14 protein-coding genes are annotated in these 15,141 nt (G+C 72.0%); all 14 read left to right on the forward strand.

Annotated features, from left to right (window positions below; genetic code table 11):
* Positions 1-144 precede the first annotated feature (144 nt).
* The 14 genes from QFZ64_RS30185 to QFZ64_RS30245 all read left to right on the forward strand — a co-directional run bounded on the left by QFZ64_RS30185 (position 145) and on the right by QFZ64_RS30245 (position 15,141).
* Positions 145-1,998 carry a DUF5941 domain-containing protein gene (locus QFZ64_RS30185; RefSeq protein ID WP_307071920.1) on the forward strand — a complete coding sequence of 618 codons (1,854 nt, stop codon included), beginning with the start codon at positions 145-147 and terminating at the stop codon, positions 1,996-1,998.
* A complete protein-coding gene (locus QFZ64_RS30190) occupies positions 1,995-2,747 on the forward strand; it encodes a phosphocholine cytidylyltransferase family protein (protein WP_307070631.1) in 753 nt (250 codons plus the stop codon). The genes QFZ64_RS30185 and QFZ64_RS30190 overlap by 4 nt, the downstream gene beginning before the upstream one ends.
* Entirely contained in the window at positions 2,735-3,796 is a 1,062-nt protein-coding gene (locus QFZ64_RS30195) for an iron-containing alcohol dehydrogenase family protein (protein ID WP_307070632.1), read from the forward strand. Before QFZ64_RS30190 ends, QFZ64_RS30195 begins: the two co-directional genes overlap by 13 nt.
* On the forward strand, positions 3,774-4,553 hold the full coding sequence (locus tag QFZ64_RS30200; protein ID WP_307070633.1) for a CDP-alcohol phosphatidyltransferase family protein: 780 nt from the start codon (positions 3,774-3,776) through the stop codon (positions 4,551-4,553). Before QFZ64_RS30195 ends, QFZ64_RS30200 begins: the two co-directional genes overlap by 23 nt.
* The gene (locus QFZ64_RS30205) at positions 4,550-5,476 is read left to right on the forward strand and encodes a glycosyltransferase family 2 protein (RefSeq protein WP_307070635.1); all 927 of its coding nucleotides are present in this window, start codon (positions 4,550-4,552) and stop codon (positions 5,474-5,476) included. The genes QFZ64_RS30200 and QFZ64_RS30205 overlap by 4 nt, the downstream gene beginning before the upstream one ends.
* A gap of 97 nt (positions 5,477-5,573) precedes the next feature.
* Positions 5,574-6,503: an ABC transporter permease gene (locus tag QFZ64_RS30210; protein WP_307070636.1), complete on the forward strand. Its 930-nt coding sequence runs from the start codon at positions 5,574-5,576 to the stop codon at positions 6,501-6,503.
* The gene (locus QFZ64_RS30215) at positions 6,496-7,266 is read left to right on the forward strand and encodes an ABC transporter ATP-binding protein (RefSeq protein ID WP_307070637.1); all 771 of its coding nucleotides are present in this window, start codon (positions 6,496-6,498) and stop codon (positions 7,264-7,266) included. The genes QFZ64_RS30210 and QFZ64_RS30215 overlap by 8 nt, the downstream gene beginning before the upstream one ends.
* 377 nt (positions 7,267-7,643) lie before the next feature.
* Positions 7,644-8,546 (forward strand): squalene synthase HpnC, encoded by a 903-nt coding sequence (hpnC, locus tag QFZ64_RS30220; protein ID WP_307071921.1) that lies wholly within the window; start codon positions 7,644-7,646, stop codon positions 8,544-8,546.
* On the forward strand, positions 8,543-9,493 hold the full coding sequence (gene hpnD / locus QFZ64_RS30225) for a presqualene diphosphate synthase HpnD (RefSeq protein ID WP_307070638.1): 951 nt from the start codon (positions 8,543-8,545) through the stop codon (positions 9,491-9,493). Before hpnC ends, hpnD begins: the two co-directional genes overlap by 4 nt.
* A complete protein-coding gene (locus QFZ64_RS35465) occupies positions 9,493-9,678 on the forward strand; it encodes a DUF6380 family protein (protein ID WP_373430686.1) in 186 nt (61 codons plus the stop codon). Before hpnD ends, QFZ64_RS35465 begins: the two co-directional genes overlap by 1 nt.
* Entirely contained in the window at positions 9,675-11,108 is a 1,434-nt protein-coding gene (gene hpnE / locus QFZ64_RS30230) for a hydroxysqualene dehydroxylase HpnE (protein ID WP_307070639.1), read from the forward strand. Before QFZ64_RS35465 ends, hpnE begins: the two co-directional genes overlap by 4 nt.
* Positions 11,105-12,241: a polyprenyl synthetase family protein gene (locus QFZ64_RS30235; protein ID WP_307070640.1), complete on the forward strand. Its 1,137-nt coding sequence runs from the start codon at positions 11,105-11,107 to the stop codon at positions 12,239-12,241. The genes hpnE and QFZ64_RS30235 overlap by 4 nt, the downstream gene beginning before the upstream one ends.
* A 102-nt stretch (positions 12,242-12,343) precedes the next feature.
* A complete protein-coding gene (shc, locus tag QFZ64_RS30240; protein WP_307070641.1) occupies positions 12,344-14,500 on the forward strand; it encodes a squalene--hopene cyclase in 2,157 nt (718 codons plus the stop codon).
* On the forward strand, positions 14,500-15,141 hold the full coding sequence (locus QFZ64_RS30245; protein ID WP_307070642.1) for a 1-hydroxy-2-methyl-2-butenyl 4-diphosphate reductase: 642 nt from the start codon (positions 14,500-14,502) through the stop codon (positions 15,139-15,141). Before shc ends, QFZ64_RS30245 begins: the two co-directional genes overlap by 1 nt.

Below are 15,141 nucleotides of genomic sequence, written 5' to 3' on the forward strand. Positions count from 1 at the left end.
AACACGCGGTGAACGCGCGCTTCCGGTCATCCGATAACCTCTGCCGACACGTCGCCCCACAGGGCAGCACGTCCAGGGACGTACGGTCCCCTATTACATCGCGCACGCCGACGCGTGCCCGCGTCGGCCCAGGGAGTGAGTTCGCTGTCGACCGCCATCCTCACCGGTCAGCCGGTACCCGGATCGTCGCTCGAGGGCGATCTGCGGTCCCTCGGCTTCGACGTGCGGGTCGCCTCGGACATCGGTGACGCCGAGGCCCTGCTCACCACCATCCCCGCCGACCAGCGCGTCGCCCTCGTCGACGCCCGCTTCGTGGGCCACCTGCACGCCCTGCGGCTCGGCCTCACCGACCCCCGCTTCGACGCCGCCGCCCTCCCGGGCGCCGTCACCGCGCGTCCCGCCGCGCGCCAGGCGCTCGCCCGCGCCCTGGCCGGCACCCGCGCGGCCACCACGGGAGCCGCCGACCCCGGTGGCGACACCGCCCCTGCCACCGCCACGGCCGTACTCGACGACCTGTCCGACCTCCCCGGCCGTCTCGCCGCCGCACTCGACGCCGACGGCGTCCCCGTGCACCGCCCCGAGCTCGGCTCGCTCGTCGCCACCGTCCCCGCCGATCCGCAGACCCGCAACGAGGCCCGGCAGGCCGTCGCCGCCGTCGACGACGAGGCGGTCCGGCTGAAGTCCGCCGTGAAGTCCCGCGACGGGTTCTTCACCACCTACTGCATCAGCCCCTACTCCCGCTACCTCGCCCGCTGGTGCGCCCGCCGTGGCCTGACCCCCAACCAGGTCACCACCGCCTCCCTGCTCACCGCGCTGATCGCGGCCGGCTGCGCGGCCACCGGCACCCGCCCCGGCTTCGTCGCCGCCGGTGTCCTGCTGATCGCCTCGTTCGTCCTGGACTGCACCGACGGCCAGCTCGCCCGCTACTCGCTGCAGTACTCCACGCTCGGCGCCTGGCTCGACGCCACCTTCGACCGGGCCAAGGAGTACGCCTACTACGCGGGCCTCGCCCTCGGCGCCGCCCGCTACGGCGGCCACGACGACGTATGGGCGCTCGCGCTCGGCGCGATGGTCCTGCAGACCTGCCGGCACGTCGTCGACTTCTCCTTCAACGAGGCGAACGTCGGGGAAACCGGCACCGCCGCCAACAGCAGTCCCACCGCCTCCCTCTCCGGACGGCTCGACAACGTCGGCTGGACGGTCTGGCTGCGCCGCATGATCGTGCTGCCGATCGGCGAGCGCTGGGCCATGATCGCCGTGCTCACCGCCCTCACCACGCCCCGCCTCACCTTCGTCGTGCTGCTGATCGGCTGCGCCCTCGCCGCCCTCTACACCACCTCCGGCCGCGTCCTGCGCTCGCTGACCAACAAGGCACCCCGCGCCGCACGCGCCACCCGCGCGCTGGCCGACCTCGCCGACGCCGGACCGCTCACCGAGGCGCTGACCCCGGCCGTGCGCCGGGTCCCCCGCGGCGTCGCGCCCTTCCTCGCCGCCCTCGGCGGTGCCCTGGTCGTGCTCGCCGCCGCCCTGTGGGGCGCGAGCTGGGCCACCGCGGCGTGCGCCGCCGTCTACGTGCTCACCTCCGCGGCCGCCGTCGCACGCCCCCTGACCGGTGCGCTCGACTGGCTCGTCCCGCCCTTCTTCCGGGCCGCCGAATACGGCACGATCCTCGTGCTCGCGGCGAAATCAGAGGTGAACGGAGCGTTGCCGGCGGCCTTCGGGCTGGTTGCGGCGGTCGCCTACCATCACTACGACACGGTGTACCGCATCCGCGGCAACGCCGGCGCGCCCCCGCGCGGGCTGGTGCGGGCGATCGGGGGGCACGACGGCAGGACACTGCTCGTCGCCGTCCTCGCCGCGGCCCTCACCGCCACCGCTCTTCCCGTCGCGCTCACGGTCCTGGCCGTGGCCGTGGCACTCGCGGTGCTCGCCGAGAGCATCCGCTTCTGGGTCTCCGCAGGAGCACCCGCCGTACACGATGAAGGAGAAACCGCATGATCGGCCTCGTGCTGGCGGCCGGCGCCGGACGGCGTCTGCGCCCCTACACCGACACCCTGCCCAAGGCGCTGGTGCCGGTCGGACCCGAGGGCGCGGAGGAGAGCATCACGGTGCTGGACATCGCCCTCGGCAACTTCGCCGAGATCGGTCTGACCGAGGTCGCGATCATCGTCGGTTACGCCAAGGAGGCCATCTACGAGCGCCGTGAGGCCCTCGAGGAGAAGTACGGCCTGAAGATCACCCTGATCGACAACGACAAGGCCGAGGAGTGGAACAACGCCTACTCCCTGTGGTGCGGGCGTGACGCCATCAAGCACTCGGTGATCCTCGCCAACGGCGACACCGTGCACCCGGTCTCCGTCGAGAAGACCCTGCTGGCCGCCCGCGGCGACGGCAAGAAGATCATCCTCGCCGTCGACACCGTGAAGTCGCTGGCCGACGAGGAGATGAAGGTCGTCGTCGACCCCGCCAAGGGCATGACGAAGATCACCAAGCTGATGGACCCGGCCGAGGCGTCCGGCGAGTACATCGGCGTCACCCTCATCGAGGGCGAGGCCGCCGACGAGCTCGGCGACGCGCTGAAGACGGTCTGGGAGACCGACCCGCAGCAGTTCTACGAGCACGGCTACCAGGAGCTCGTCAACCGGGGCTTCCGGATCGACGTCGCGCCCATCGGTGACGTCCAGTGGGTCGAGATCGACAACCACGACGACCTCGCCAAGGGACGTGAGATCGCGTGCCGGTACTGACTCGGCTCATCCCCTCACCGATCGTCGTGGACATCCGCCCGGGTGCCCTCGACGATCTGGCCACGGTCCTGGCCGACCAGCGGATCTCCTCCTCCGGCAAGCTCGCCGTCGCCATCAGCGGCGGCTCCGGCGCCCGGCTGCGCGAGCGGATCCTGCCCGCGCTGCCGGACGCCGACTGGTTCGAGGTCGGCGGCGGCACCCTGGACGACGCGATCAAGCTCGCCGAGGCCATGAAGCGCGGCCATTACGACGCGGTCGTGGGCCTCGGCGGCGGCAAGATCATCGACTGCGCCAAGTTCGCCGCGGCGCGCGTCGGCCTGCCGCTGGTCGCCGTCGCGACGAACCTGTCGCACGACGGCCTGTGCTCGCCGGTCGCCACCCTCGACAACGACGCCGGCCGCGGCTCGTACGGCGTGCCGAACCCGATCGCGGTCGTCATCGACCTCGACGTCATCCGCGAGGCCCCGGTCCGCTACGTGCGGTCCGGCATCGGCGACGCCCTGTCCAACATCTCCGCGGTGGCGGACTGGGAGCTGGCCAACCGCGAGAAGGGCGAGTCCATAGACGGCCTCGCCGCCGCGATGGCCCGCCAGGCCGGCGAGGCCGTGCTGCGCCACCCCGGCGGGGTCGGCGACGACAGCTTCCTCCAGGTACTCGCCGAGGGCCTGGTGCTCACCGGCATCTCCATGTCGGTCGCGGGCGACTCCCGCCCCGCCTCCGGCGCCTGCCACGAGATCAACCACGCCTTCGACCTGCTCTTCCCCAAGCGCTCCGCCAGCCACGGCGAGCAGTGCGGCCTGGGTGCGGCCTTCGCGATGCACCTGCGCGGGGCGGCCGAGGAGTCGGCGTACATGGCCTCGGTGCTGCGCCGCCACGGACTTCCGGTGACGCCCGACGAGATCGGCTTCACCCCGGAGGAGTTCGTCCAGGTCGTGGAGTTCGCCCCGAGCACCCGCCCCGGCCGCTACACCATCCTCGAACACCTCGACCTGTCCACCGACCAGATCAGGGACGCATACGCCGACTATGCAAAAGCCATCGGTAGCTGAGCTCCGCCCGGTCGTCCACCCCGCCGGGGTCAAGGACCGGCGCAGCGGTGAGCACTGGGGCGGCCGCCTCTACATGCGCGAGATCTCGCTGCGCATAGACCGGCACCTGGTGAACACCCGGGTCACTCCCAACCAGCTGACGTACCTGATGACCGTCTGCGGGGTGCTCGCCGCACCGGCGCTGCTGGTGCCGGGCATCCCGGGCGCCGTCCTCGGCGTCGTCGCCGTCCAGCTGTACCTGCTCCTCGACTGCGTGGACGGCGAGATCGCCCGCTGGCGGCAGCAGTTCTCGCTCGGCGGGGTCTACCTCGACCGGGTCGGCGCCTACCTCACCGACGCCGCCGTCCTGGTCGGCTTCGGGCTGCGCGCCGCCGACCTGTTCGGCAGCGGGCGGATCGACTGGCTGTGGGCGTTCCTCGGCACGCTCGCCGCGCTCGGCGCCATCCTGATCAAGGCGGAGACCGACCTGGTCGGCGTCGCCCGCCACCAGACCGGCAAGGAGCCCGTCAAGGAGGCGGCCTCCGAGCCGCGCTCCTCCGGCATGGCGCTGGCCCGCCGGGCCGCCGCGGCGCTGAAGTTCCACCGGCTCGTGCTGGGCATAGAGGCGTCCCTGCTCATCCTGGTTCTGGCGATCGTCGACCAGATCCGCGGCGACCTCTTCTTCTCCCGGCTCGGGGTCGCCGTCCTCGCGGGCATCGCGCTGCTGCAGACCCTGCTGCACCTGGTGTCCATCCTCGCGTCGAGCAGGCTCAAATGAGCAGCGGCATCGGCACGGGCAACGCCGACGGCACCGGCGGGGACACCACGCCGAAGGTCGGCGCGGTGATCATCACGATGGGCAACCGGCCCGACGAACTGCGCGCCCTCCTCGACTCGGTCGCCAAGCAGGACGGCGACCCGGTCGAGGTGGTCGTGGTCGGCAACGGCTCCCCGGTGCCCGAGGTGCCGGACGGCGTGCGGACGGTGGAGCTGCCGGAGAACCTCGGCATCCCCGGCGGCCGCAACGTCGGCATCGAGGCCTTCGGACCGGGTGGCGAGGACGTCGACATCCTGCTCTTCCTGGACGACGACGGACTGCTCGCCCGCACCGACACCGCCGAACTGTGCCGGCGGGCCTTCGCCGCCGACCCGGAGCTGGGCATCGTCAGTTTCCGCATCGCGGACCCGGAGACCGGTGTCACCCAGCGCCGGCACGTGCCGCGGCTGCGCGCCTCGGACCCGATGCGCTCCTCCCGGGTGACCACCTTCCTCGGCGGCGCCAACGCCGTCCGCACGAAGGTGTTCGCCGAGGTCGGCGGGCTGCCCGGCGAGTTCTTCTACGCCCACGAGGAGACCGACCTCGCCTGGCGGGCGCTGAACGCCGGCTGGATGATCGACTACCGCGCCGACATGGTGCTGTACCACCCGACGACGGCGCCCTCCCGGCACGCGGTCTACCACCGCATGGTCGCCCGCAACCGGGTCTGGCTCGCCCGCCGCAACCTGCCCGTCCTGCTCGTCCCCGTCTACCTCGGGGTCTGGCTGCTGCTCACGCTGGCCCGCCGCCCCTCGGGGGCCGCGCTGAAGGCCTGGTTCGGCGGCTTCCGGGAAGGCTGGTCCTCCTCCTGCGGCCCCCGCCGGCCCATGAAGTGGCGTACGGTGTGGCGGCTGACCCGACTGGGCCGGCCACCGGTCATCTGACAAGCTCGAGATCTGAGAGCATGCGGGGCGACACCACGCCCCGGGGCTCCTCCCTGCCCGACTGGCGTGCTTCCCTGAGGACGAAAGCTTCCTACCTGTGAGTGAGACCACGCATGACGGCGGTGTCGCGGTGAGCGCCCGACCGTCGCCCGATGACGGGATGAGCGCGGCCGATCTGGCCGCCAAGTACGGACTGAGCGTCAGCGGCGCCCGGCCCGGACTCGCCGAGTACGTCCGCCAGTTGTGGGGGCGGCGCCACTTCATCCTCGCCTTCTCGCAGGCGAAGCTCACCGCCCAGTACAGCCAGGCCAAGCTGGGCCAGTTGTGGCAGGTGGCGACCCCGCTGCTCAACGCGGCGGTCTACTACCTGATCTTCGGACTGATCCTCAACGCCAGCCGGGGCATGTCCCACGACGTGTACATCCCGTTCCTGGTGACCGGCGTCTTCACCTTCACCTTCACCCAGAGCTCGGTGATGGCGGGCGTGCGGGCGATCTCCGGAAACCTCGGGCTGGTGCGGGCGCTGCACTTCCCGCGCGCCGCGCTCCCCGTGTCGTTCGCGCTGCAGCAGCTCCAGCAACTGCTGTTCTCGATGATCGTCATGGTCCTGGTGGTGGTCGGCTTCGGGAGCATGCCGGGCCTGTCGTGGGCGCTGGTCGTGCCGGTCCTGGTGCTGCAGTTCCTCTTCAACACCGGTCTGGCGCTGATCATGGCGCGGCTGGGGTCCAAGACCCCGGACCTCGCCCAGCTGATGCCGTTCGTGATGCGCACCTGGATGTACGCGTCCGGCGTCATGTTCTCCATCACACACATGCTCAAGGGCAAGCCGGAATGGATCGCCCATGTGCTGCAGGTGAACCCCGCCGCGGTCTACATGGACCTCATGCGCTACGCCCTGATCGACCAGTACGGCTCCTCGAACCTGCCGCCGCACGTCTGGGCGATCGCGCTGTTCTGGGCCGTCGTCCTGTTCGCCGGCGGGTTCGTGTATTTCTGGAAGGCGGAAGAGAGGTACGGCCGTGGCTGAGTATTCCGACCGCCCCACCGTGATCGCGGACGAGCTGCACATCGTCTACCGGGTCAACGGCGCCCGCACCGGCAAGGGCAGCGCCACCTCCGCCCTCAGCCGCATCCTGAGGAGAGGCGAGGAGCGGGGGGTGCGCAAGGTGCACGCCGTGCGCGGTGTCTCCTTCACCTCCTACCGGGGCGAGGCCATCGGCCTGATCGGCTCCAACGGCTCGGGCAAGTCCACCCTGCTGCGGGCCATCGCCGGACTGCTGCCCGCCGAGAGCGGCAAGGTCTACACCGACGGCCAGCCCTCGCTGCTCGGCGTCAACGCCGCCCTGATGAACGACCTCACCGGTGAACGCAACGTCATCCTCGGCGGTCTCGCGATGGGCATGACCCGCGAGCAGGTCAAGGAGCGTTACCAGGAGATCGTCGACTTCTCCGGCATCAACGAGAAGGGCGACTTCATCACGCTGCCGATGCGGACGTACTCCTCCGGCATGGCGGCGCGGCTGCGGTTCTCCATCGCCGCCGCCAAGGACCACGACGTCCTCATGATCGACGAGGCGCTCGCCACCGGCGACCGGGCCTTCCAGAAGCGCTCCGAGGCACGCATCCGTGAACTGCGCAAGCAGGCCGGCACGGTCTTCCTCGTCAGCCACAACAACAAGTCGATCCGCGACACCTGCGACCGGGTGCTCTGGCTGGAGCGCGGCGAGCTGCGCATGGACGGCCCGACCGCCGAGGTCCTCAAGGAGTACGAGAAATTCACGGGCAAATAGCCCGCAATGACCCGCTTGTCGACGAGGGCCCCGCCGGTGCGAATCCGGCGGGGCCCCTGTCATTCGCAAAAGAAACGTCAACTCCTGCCGTCGTTAGGAATCTTGACGGCAATCGGTGTGTTCTTGTGATGTGCAGGACACCCCCGCGCAGCGTGCTGCGTTGTACAACGTAAGCTGAGCTCCGGTGCTGATTCGCGGCAACCGGGTCGATAACGCGCGAGATCCGCACGAAGGCCGCGCGGCGTGGACAACGGGGCGGCGTGTTCTAAATAGGATGTATTCGGTCCGCAGTGGAGAACGGGAGACGTGACGGCAATGGCTACGGATGAACTTCACCTCCGCACAGCACGCGCCGTCTCCCGGCCGGGCGGCTCATGGTGACCGACGCCGGCACGACGCGGACCGGCGATCCGGAGCGCGACACCCTCGCCAAGGCCGCGGACGAGAACTTCCCCGTGGCCCCGTTCTTCCTGCCCCGCCCCTGGCGCGACGACCTGATGGCCGTCTACGGCTTCGCCCGCCTCGTCGACGACATCGGTGACGGCGATCTCGCCCCCGGCGGGGCCGACGCCCGGCTCCTCGGCGTGGCACCCGAACAGGCGGACGACCGGCTCGCCCTGCTCGACGCCTTCGAGGCCGATCTGCACCGCGTCTTCGACGCCACCCCGCACCACCCCCTCCTGCGCCGGCTGCAGCCGACGGTCCGGCGCCGCGCGCTGACCCCCGAACCCTTTCTCGGGCTGATCGCCGCCAACCGCCAGGACCAGCTCGTCACCCGGTACGAGACCTACGCCGATCTGCTCGCCTACTGCGAACTGTCGGCCAACCCCGTCGGCCGGCTCGTGCTCGCCGTCACCGGCACCACGACCCCCGAGCGCGTCCGCCGCTCCGACCTCATCTGCACCGCGCTGCAGATCGTCGAGCACCTCCAGGACGTCGCCGAGGATCTGGGCCGCGACCGCATCTACCTCCCCGCCGAGGACATGAAACGCTTTCACGTCCAGGAGGCGGATCTCGCCACCCCCTCAGCAGGCGCATCGGTGCGCGCACTGATTGCATACGAAGCGGAACGCGCCCTCGGACTGCTGAATGAAGGCGCCCCCCTGGTGGGTAGCGTCCACGGCAGGCTCAAACTGCTGCTCGCGGGGTTCGTGGCAGGAGGAAGGGCGGCGGTCCGGGCGATCGCCGCCGCCGATTTCGACGTACTTCCCGGCCCGCCCAGACCCGGCAAGCTCCGGCTGCTGCGCGAGGTGGGCGTGACTCTGCGAGGAGAGGGGTGATCCGGACCGTGGAGTCGGAACCACACGTGTCCCCACCGGTACTCGCCGCGTACCGCTACTGCGAGACCGTCACCGGGCAGCAGGCCCGCAACTTCGCGTACGGCATCAGACTGCTGCCGACGCCGAAGCGCCGCGCGATGTCCGCGCTCTACGCGTTCTCGCGGCGGGTGGACGACATCGGCGACGGCGAACTGGCGGACGACGTCAAGAAGGCCCGCCTCGAGGACACCCGGGCGCTGCTCGCCCGGGTCCGCGGGGGAGAGGTCGGCGAGGACGACACCGACCCGGTGGCCGTCGCCCTCGCGCACGCCGCCGACCGGTTCCCGATCCCGCTCGGCGGGCTCGACGAACTCATCGACGGCGTCCTGATGGACGTCGCCGGCGAGACCTACGAGACGTGGGACGACCTCAAGGCGTACTGCCGCTGCGTCGCCGGTGCCATCGGACGGCTCTCGCTCGGCGTGTTCGGCACCGAGCCCGGAGCGCCCGGCGCCGACCGCGCCTCCGAGTACGCCGACACCCTGGGGCTGGCCCTGCAGCTCACCAACATCCTGCGGGACGTACGCGAGGACGCCGAGACCGGCCGTACCTATCTCCCCGCCGACGACCTCGCCAAGTTCGGCTGCTCCGCCGGATTCTCCGGACCCCTTCCACCCGAGGGATCCGATTTCGCGGGCCTCGTGCACTTCGAAGTGCGTAGGGCCCGCGCCCTTTTCGCCGAGGGCTACCGGCTGCTGCCCCTGCTCGACCGGCGCAGCGGTGCCTGCGTCGCCGCCATGGCGGGCATCTACCGCCGGCTCCTCGACCGCATCGAACGCGAACCGGAGGCCGTGCTGCGCGGCCGGGTCTCGCTGCCCGGACACGAGAAGGCCTACGTCGCCGTGCGCGGCCTGTCCGGCCTCGACGCCCGCAACGTCACCCGGCGCACCGTCAGGAGGCGCGCCTGATGAGCGACGGGACGAGCCCGTACGGCGGGCCGGACGGAGACGGCTCCGGGCGCCCGCCGACGTGCGCGGCGACCCGCGGGAAGAGGCAGGCAACCCCGTGCCGTCGCACCGCGTCCCTGACTGCGTCGGTCCGCCGCACTCCGTGCCGCCGTGGCGGAGCCGCCGCGGGAAAGGGTGTGCGATGAGCGAGGCCACGCTGCCGGGCGAACCGGGGGCGGACGCGGCCGGCCGTGCCGGGGGACCGGCCACCGCCGTCGTGGTCGGCGGCGGGCTCGCCGGCGTCACTGCCGCGCTCGCGCTCGCCGACGCCGGTGTCCGGGTCACCCTGCTGGAGGGCAGGCCCCGCCTCGGCGGGCTCGCCTTCTCCTTCCACCGCGGCGACCTCACCGTCGACAACGGCCAGCACGTCTATCTGCGCTGCTGCACCGCCTACCGCTGGTTCCTCGACCGCATCGACGCCGCCTCCCTCGCCCCGCTGCAGGACCGGCTCGAAGTACCCGTTGTCGACCCGCGGCGGAGACCGGGACGCAGACTCGGCACCCTGCGGCGCGACGCGCTGCCCGTGCCCCTGCACCTCGGACGCAGCCTCGCCACCTACCCGCACCTCTCGCTCACCGAGCGCGCGAAGGTGGGCAGGGCCGCCCTCGCCCTCCGTGCCCTGGACCTCGACGATCCCGCGCTGGACGAGCGGGACTTCGCCGGCTGGCTGGCCGAGCACGGCCAGTCGGAGCGCGCCGTCGAGGCACTGTGGGACCTCGTGGGGGTCGCCACCCTCAACGCGGTGGCCAAGGACGCCTCCCTGGCGCTCGCCGCGATGGTGTTCAAGACCGGTCTGCTGTCCGACCCGGGAGCGGCCGACATCGGCTGGGCCCGCGTCCCGCTGGGCGAACTGCACGACACCCTGGCCCGCAAGGCGCTCGACTCCGCGGGCGTGCGTACCGAGGTCCGTACACGAGTCACCTCCCTCTCCCCCCACGGAAACGGACGCTGGAGCGTGTCGGTTCCCGGCGAGACCATCGTGGCCGACACCGTCGTCCTCGCCGTACCCCAGCGCGAGGCCCACGCCCTGCTGCCCGAAGGGGCGCTCCAGGCCCCGGAGAGACTGCTGGAACTCGGCACCGCGCCCATCCTGAACATCCACGTCGTCTACGACCGCCGGGTGCTGACCCGGCCCTTCTTCGCCGCCCTCGGCTCCCCGGTGCAGTGGGTCTTCGACCGCACCGAGGCATCCGGGCTGCGTGAGGGCCAGTACCTGGCGCTGTCCCAGTCGGCCGCCCAGGACATCGTCGACGAACCCGTGGCGGTCCTGCGGGAGCGGTTCCTGCCCGAGCTGGAGCGGCTGCTGCCCGCCGCCCGCGACGCCCGCGTGCGCGACTTCTTCGTCACCCGCGAACGCACCGCCACCTTCGCCCCCGCCCCGGGCACCGCCCGGCTGCGTCCCGGCGCCCGCACCGACGCCCCCGGCCTCTACCTGGCCGGCGCGTGGACCGCCACCGGGTGGCCCGCGACCATGGAGGGCGCGGTCCGCAGCGGCGCCGCCGCCGCGGAAGCGGCGCTCGGCGCGCTCGGCCGGCCTCGCGACCACCTCCCCGCCCTGCACGAGGAGGCCGCATGAAAGCCGATCAGCGGGGTATCGCCACCCGCGCTCCCGGTAACGCGACAAGAGGAGAGACTGTGCCCACCGTGCCCCCGGCGTCCACGGCCGCGTCAGCGACCGAGGTGGACGTGACCGCGCTCCTGGAGCGCGGCCGCACCCTGGCCACCCCGGTACTCCGGGCGGCCGTCGACCGCTTGGCGCCGCCGATGGACACCGTCGCCGCCTACCACTTCGGCTGGATCGACGCCGCCGGCAACCCCGCCGACGGCGACGGCGGCAAAGCCGTGCGCCCCGCCCTCGCCCTGCTCTCCGCGCAGGCCGCCGGCGCTGCTCCCGAGGTCGGCGTCCCCGGCGCCGTCGCCGTCGAGCTGGTGCACAACTTCTCGCTGCTGCACGACGACCTGATGGACGGTGACGAACAACGCCGCCACCGCGACACGGTGTGGAAGGTACACGGCCCCGCCCAGGCGATCCTGGTCGGCGACGCCCTGTTCGCGCTGGCCAACGAGGTGCTGCTGGAGCTCGGCACGGCCGAGGCCGGCCGTGCCGCCCGCCGGCTCACCACCGCCACCCGCGCGCTGATCGACGGTCAGGCCCAGGACATCTCCTACGAGCACCGCGACCGCGTCAGCGTCGAGGAGTGCCTGGAGATGGAGGGCAACAAGACCGGCGCCCTGCTCGCCTGCGCCAGCTCCATCGGCGCGGTCCTCGGCGGCGCCGACGACGCGACGGCCGACACGCTGGAGACCTACGGCCACCACCTCGGCCTGGCCTTCCAGGCCGTCGACGACCTCCTCGGCATCTGGGGCGACCCGGACGCCACCGGCAAGCAGGCCTGGAGCGATCTGCGCCAGCGCAAGAAGTCCCTGCCGGTCGTCGCCGCGCTCGCCGCCGGCGGGCCCGCCTCCGAGCGGCTCGGCGAGATCCTCGCCGAGGACGCCAAGAGCAGCGACTTCGAGAACTTCTCCGAGGAGGAGTTCGCCGCGCGCGCCGCGCTGATCGAGGAGGCCGGCGGCCGCGAGTGGACCGCCGGGGAGGCCCGCCGCCAGCACGAGGTGGCGGTGCGGGCCCTGGACTCGGTCCGGATGCCGGACCAGGTGCGGGCGCAACTCGTCGCGCTCGCCGACTTCGTCGTCGTACGGAAGAGATGATCACTATCGGTTCCACACACCTCGCGTAGTCGCCGGCCGGTGCCGCGAGCACCGGTCGACGGCGGACCCAGCAGAGACACACCACTGCACGAAGGGGAAGCCATGACAGCGACGACCGACGGAAGTACCGGGGCGCTCCCGCCCCGCGCTGCCTCGGCCAGCGAAAGCACCATCCGCACCACGAGCACGACCGGCACCACGAGCAGGACCGGCACCACTGGTACGACCGGCACCACTGGTACGACCGGCAAGACCGGAACCACGAGCACGACCGGCACGGCCTCCCGCACCGCCGGCGCGACGGGCGGTGCCCCCGCGGCGGCCGGCAACCGCGACGCCGCCACGCGCGCCATGCTGCGCGCCACCGACTTCCTCCTCGCCCGCCAGGACGCCCAGGGCTGGTGGAAGGGCGACCTGGAGACCAACGTCACCATGGACGCCGAGGACCTGCTGCTCCGCCAGTTCCTGGGCATCCGCGACGACCGCACCACCCAGGCGTCCGCCCTCTTCATCCGTGGTGAACAGCGTGAGGACGGCACCTGGGCCACCTTCCACGGCGGTCCCGCCGAACTGTCCACCACCATCGAGGCCTACGTCGCGCTCAGACTGGCCGGCGACGCCCCGGACGCCCCGCACATGGCGAAGGCGGCCGCCTGGGTCCGTGCCCGGGGCGGCATCGCCTCGGCCCGCGTCTTCACCCGGATCTGGCTCGCCCTGTTCGGCTGGTGGAAATGGGAGGATCTGCCCGAACTTCCCCCGGAGCTCATTTACTTCCCCACTTGGTTCCCGCTCAACATTTATGACTTCGGCTGCTGGGCGCGGCAGACGATCGTGCCCCTGACCATCGTCTCCGCCAAGCGCCCGGTGCGTCCGGCGCCCTTCTCCCTGGACGAACTGCACGTCGACCCCGACCGGCCCAACCCGCCGCGGCCCCTCGCCCCCCTGGGCACCTGGGACGGCGCCTTCCAGCGACTGGACAGGGCGATGCACCGCGTCCGCAGGGTGGTGCCGCGCCGACTGCGCCGCGCCGCCATGAACAGCGCCGCCCGGTGGATCGTCGAGCGGCAGGAGAACGACGGCTGCTGGGGCGGCATCCAGCCGCCCGCCGTCTATTCCGTCATCGCCCTTTATCTGCTCGGTTACGACCTCGAACACCCCGTGATGCGCGCGGGCCTTGAGTCGCTGGACCGTTTCGCCGTGTGGCGCGAGGACGGCGCCCGGATGATCGAGGCCTGCCAGTCCCCGGTGTGGGACACCTGCCTGGCCACCATCGCCCTCGCCGACGCCGGACTGCCCGCCGATCACCCGCAGTTGGTGAAGGCGGCCGACTGGATGCTCGGCGAGCAGGTCGTGCGTCCCGGCGACTGGTCGGTGCGCCGGCCCGGACTGCCGCCCGGCGGCTGGGCGTTCGAGTTCCACAACGACAACTATCCCGACACCGACGACACCGCCGAGGTCGTCCTCGCCCTGCGCCGGGTCGCCCACCACGACCCCGAGCGGATGGAACGGGCCATCGGCCGCGGGGTCGCCTGGAACCTCGGGATGCAGTCGAAGAACGGCGCGTGGGGCGCGTTCGACGTCGACAACACCAGCAGGTTCCCCAACCGGCTGCCGTTCTGCGACTTCGGTGAGGTCATCGACCCGCCGTCCGCCGACGTCACCGCGCACGTGGTGGAGATGCTCGCGGTCGAGGGCCTCGCCCACGACCCGCGCACCCGCCGCGGCATCGAGTGGCTGCTCGCCGAACAGGAGGAGAACGGCTCCTGGTTCGGCCGCTGGGGCGTCAACTACGTCTACGGCACCGGGTCGGTGGTGCCCGCGCTGGCCGCCGCCGGACTGCCCGCCTCCCACCCCGCCATCCGCCGCGCGGTGGCCTGGCTGGAGTCCGTGCAGAACGACGACGGCGGCTGGGGCGAGGACCTGCGCTCCTACCACGAGTCCGCCGAGTGGAGCGGCCGCGGCGAGTCCACCGCCTCCCAGACCGCCTGGGCGCTGATGGCGTTGCTCGCGGCCGGGGAGCAGGACTCCAGGGCCGTCGAGCGGGGCATCGCCTGGCTGGCCGCCACCCAGCGCGAGGACGGCTCCTGGGACGAGCCCCAGTTCACGGGGACCGGCTTCCCCTGGGACTTCTCCATCAACTACCACCTCTACCGGCAGGTCTTCCCGCTGACCGCGCTCGGCCGGTACGTCCACGGCGAGCCCTTCAGCAAGCTCACCGGTTCCACCGGCGGGACCCCCGCCAGGACCGAGGCGCGCTGATGACCACCCGGCCCGCCCCCACCCCGCTGCTCGTCGCCTGCGCGCTCGGCATCGAGCGCCTCGCGCTGCGCAGCGGCCGCCCCGGCACCGGGGGCGGGCCGGTCACCGTACTGCGCACCGGCATGGGCCCCCAGGCTGCCGAACGCGCGGTCACCCGGATGCTCGCCACCCCGGCGTTCACCGACGCCGCGGTGCTGGCCACCGGGTTCTGCGCGGGACTCGCGCCCGGCATGCACCCCGGCGACCTCGTCGTCGCCGAGGAGACCCGGGACCCACGCGGAATCACCCCCTGCGTCGGCACCGAACTGCTGGTCAAGGAGCTGGTACGGGCCCTGCCCGGCCGTACCGTGCACACCGGCCCGCTCACCGGTTCCGACCACGTCGTGCGCGGCCACGAACGCGCCGACCTGCTGGCGACCGGCGCACTCGCGGTGGACATGGAGTCCGCCGCGACGCTCCACAGCGCCGTGCGCACGGGCGCGCGCCCGGTTGCGGCCGTCCGAGTGGTCGTGGACGCTCCAGAACATGAACTCGTCCGAATCGGCACGGTGCGCGGTGGAATATCTGCTTTCCGCGTCCTTCGTGCCGTGCTTCCCGCATTTTTCGAATGGCACCGATCCTTGCTGCTCCCCCGGAGGTGA

It is taken from the genome of Streptomyces sp. B3I8, assembly GCF_030816915.1.
In the GTDB taxonomy this organism is placed as follows: Bacteria; Actinomycetota; Actinomycetes; order Streptomycetales; family Streptomycetaceae; genus Streptomyces.

Excerpts from the sequence above, each read along its gene's own strand:
- QFZ64_RS30190 (WP_307070631.1), top strand. The coding sequence starts at position 1,995 with ATGATCGGCCTCGTGCTGGCGGCCGGCGCCGGACGGCGTCTGCGCCCC.
- QFZ64_RS30200 (WP_307070633.1), top strand. The coding sequence starts at position 3,774 with ATGCAAAAGCCATCGGTAGCTGAGCTCCGCCCGGTCGTCCACCCCGCC.
- QFZ64_RS30205 (WP_307070635.1), top strand. The coding sequence starts at position 4,550 with ATGAGCAGCGGCATCGGCACGGGCAACGCCGACGGCACCGGCGGGGAC.
- QFZ64_RS35465 (WP_373430686.1), top strand. The coding sequence starts at position 9,493 with ATGAGCGACGGGACGAGCCCGTACGGCGGGCCGGACGGAGACGGCTCC.
- hpnE (WP_307070639.1), top strand. The coding sequence starts at position 9,675 with ATGAGCGAGGCCACGCTGCCGGGCGAACCGGGGGCGGACGCGGCCGGC.
- QFZ64_RS30235 (WP_307070640.1), top strand. The coding sequence starts at position 11,105 with ATGAAAGCCGATCAGCGGGGTATCGCCACCCGCGCTCCCGGTAACGCG.
- shc (WP_307070641.1), top strand. The coding sequence starts at position 12,344 with ATGACAGCGACGACCGACGGAAGTACCGGGGCGCTCCCGCCCCGCGCT.
- QFZ64_RS30245 (WP_307070642.1), top strand. The coding sequence starts at position 14,500 with ATGACCACCCGGCCCGCCCCCACCCCGCTGCTCGTCGCCTGCGCGCTC.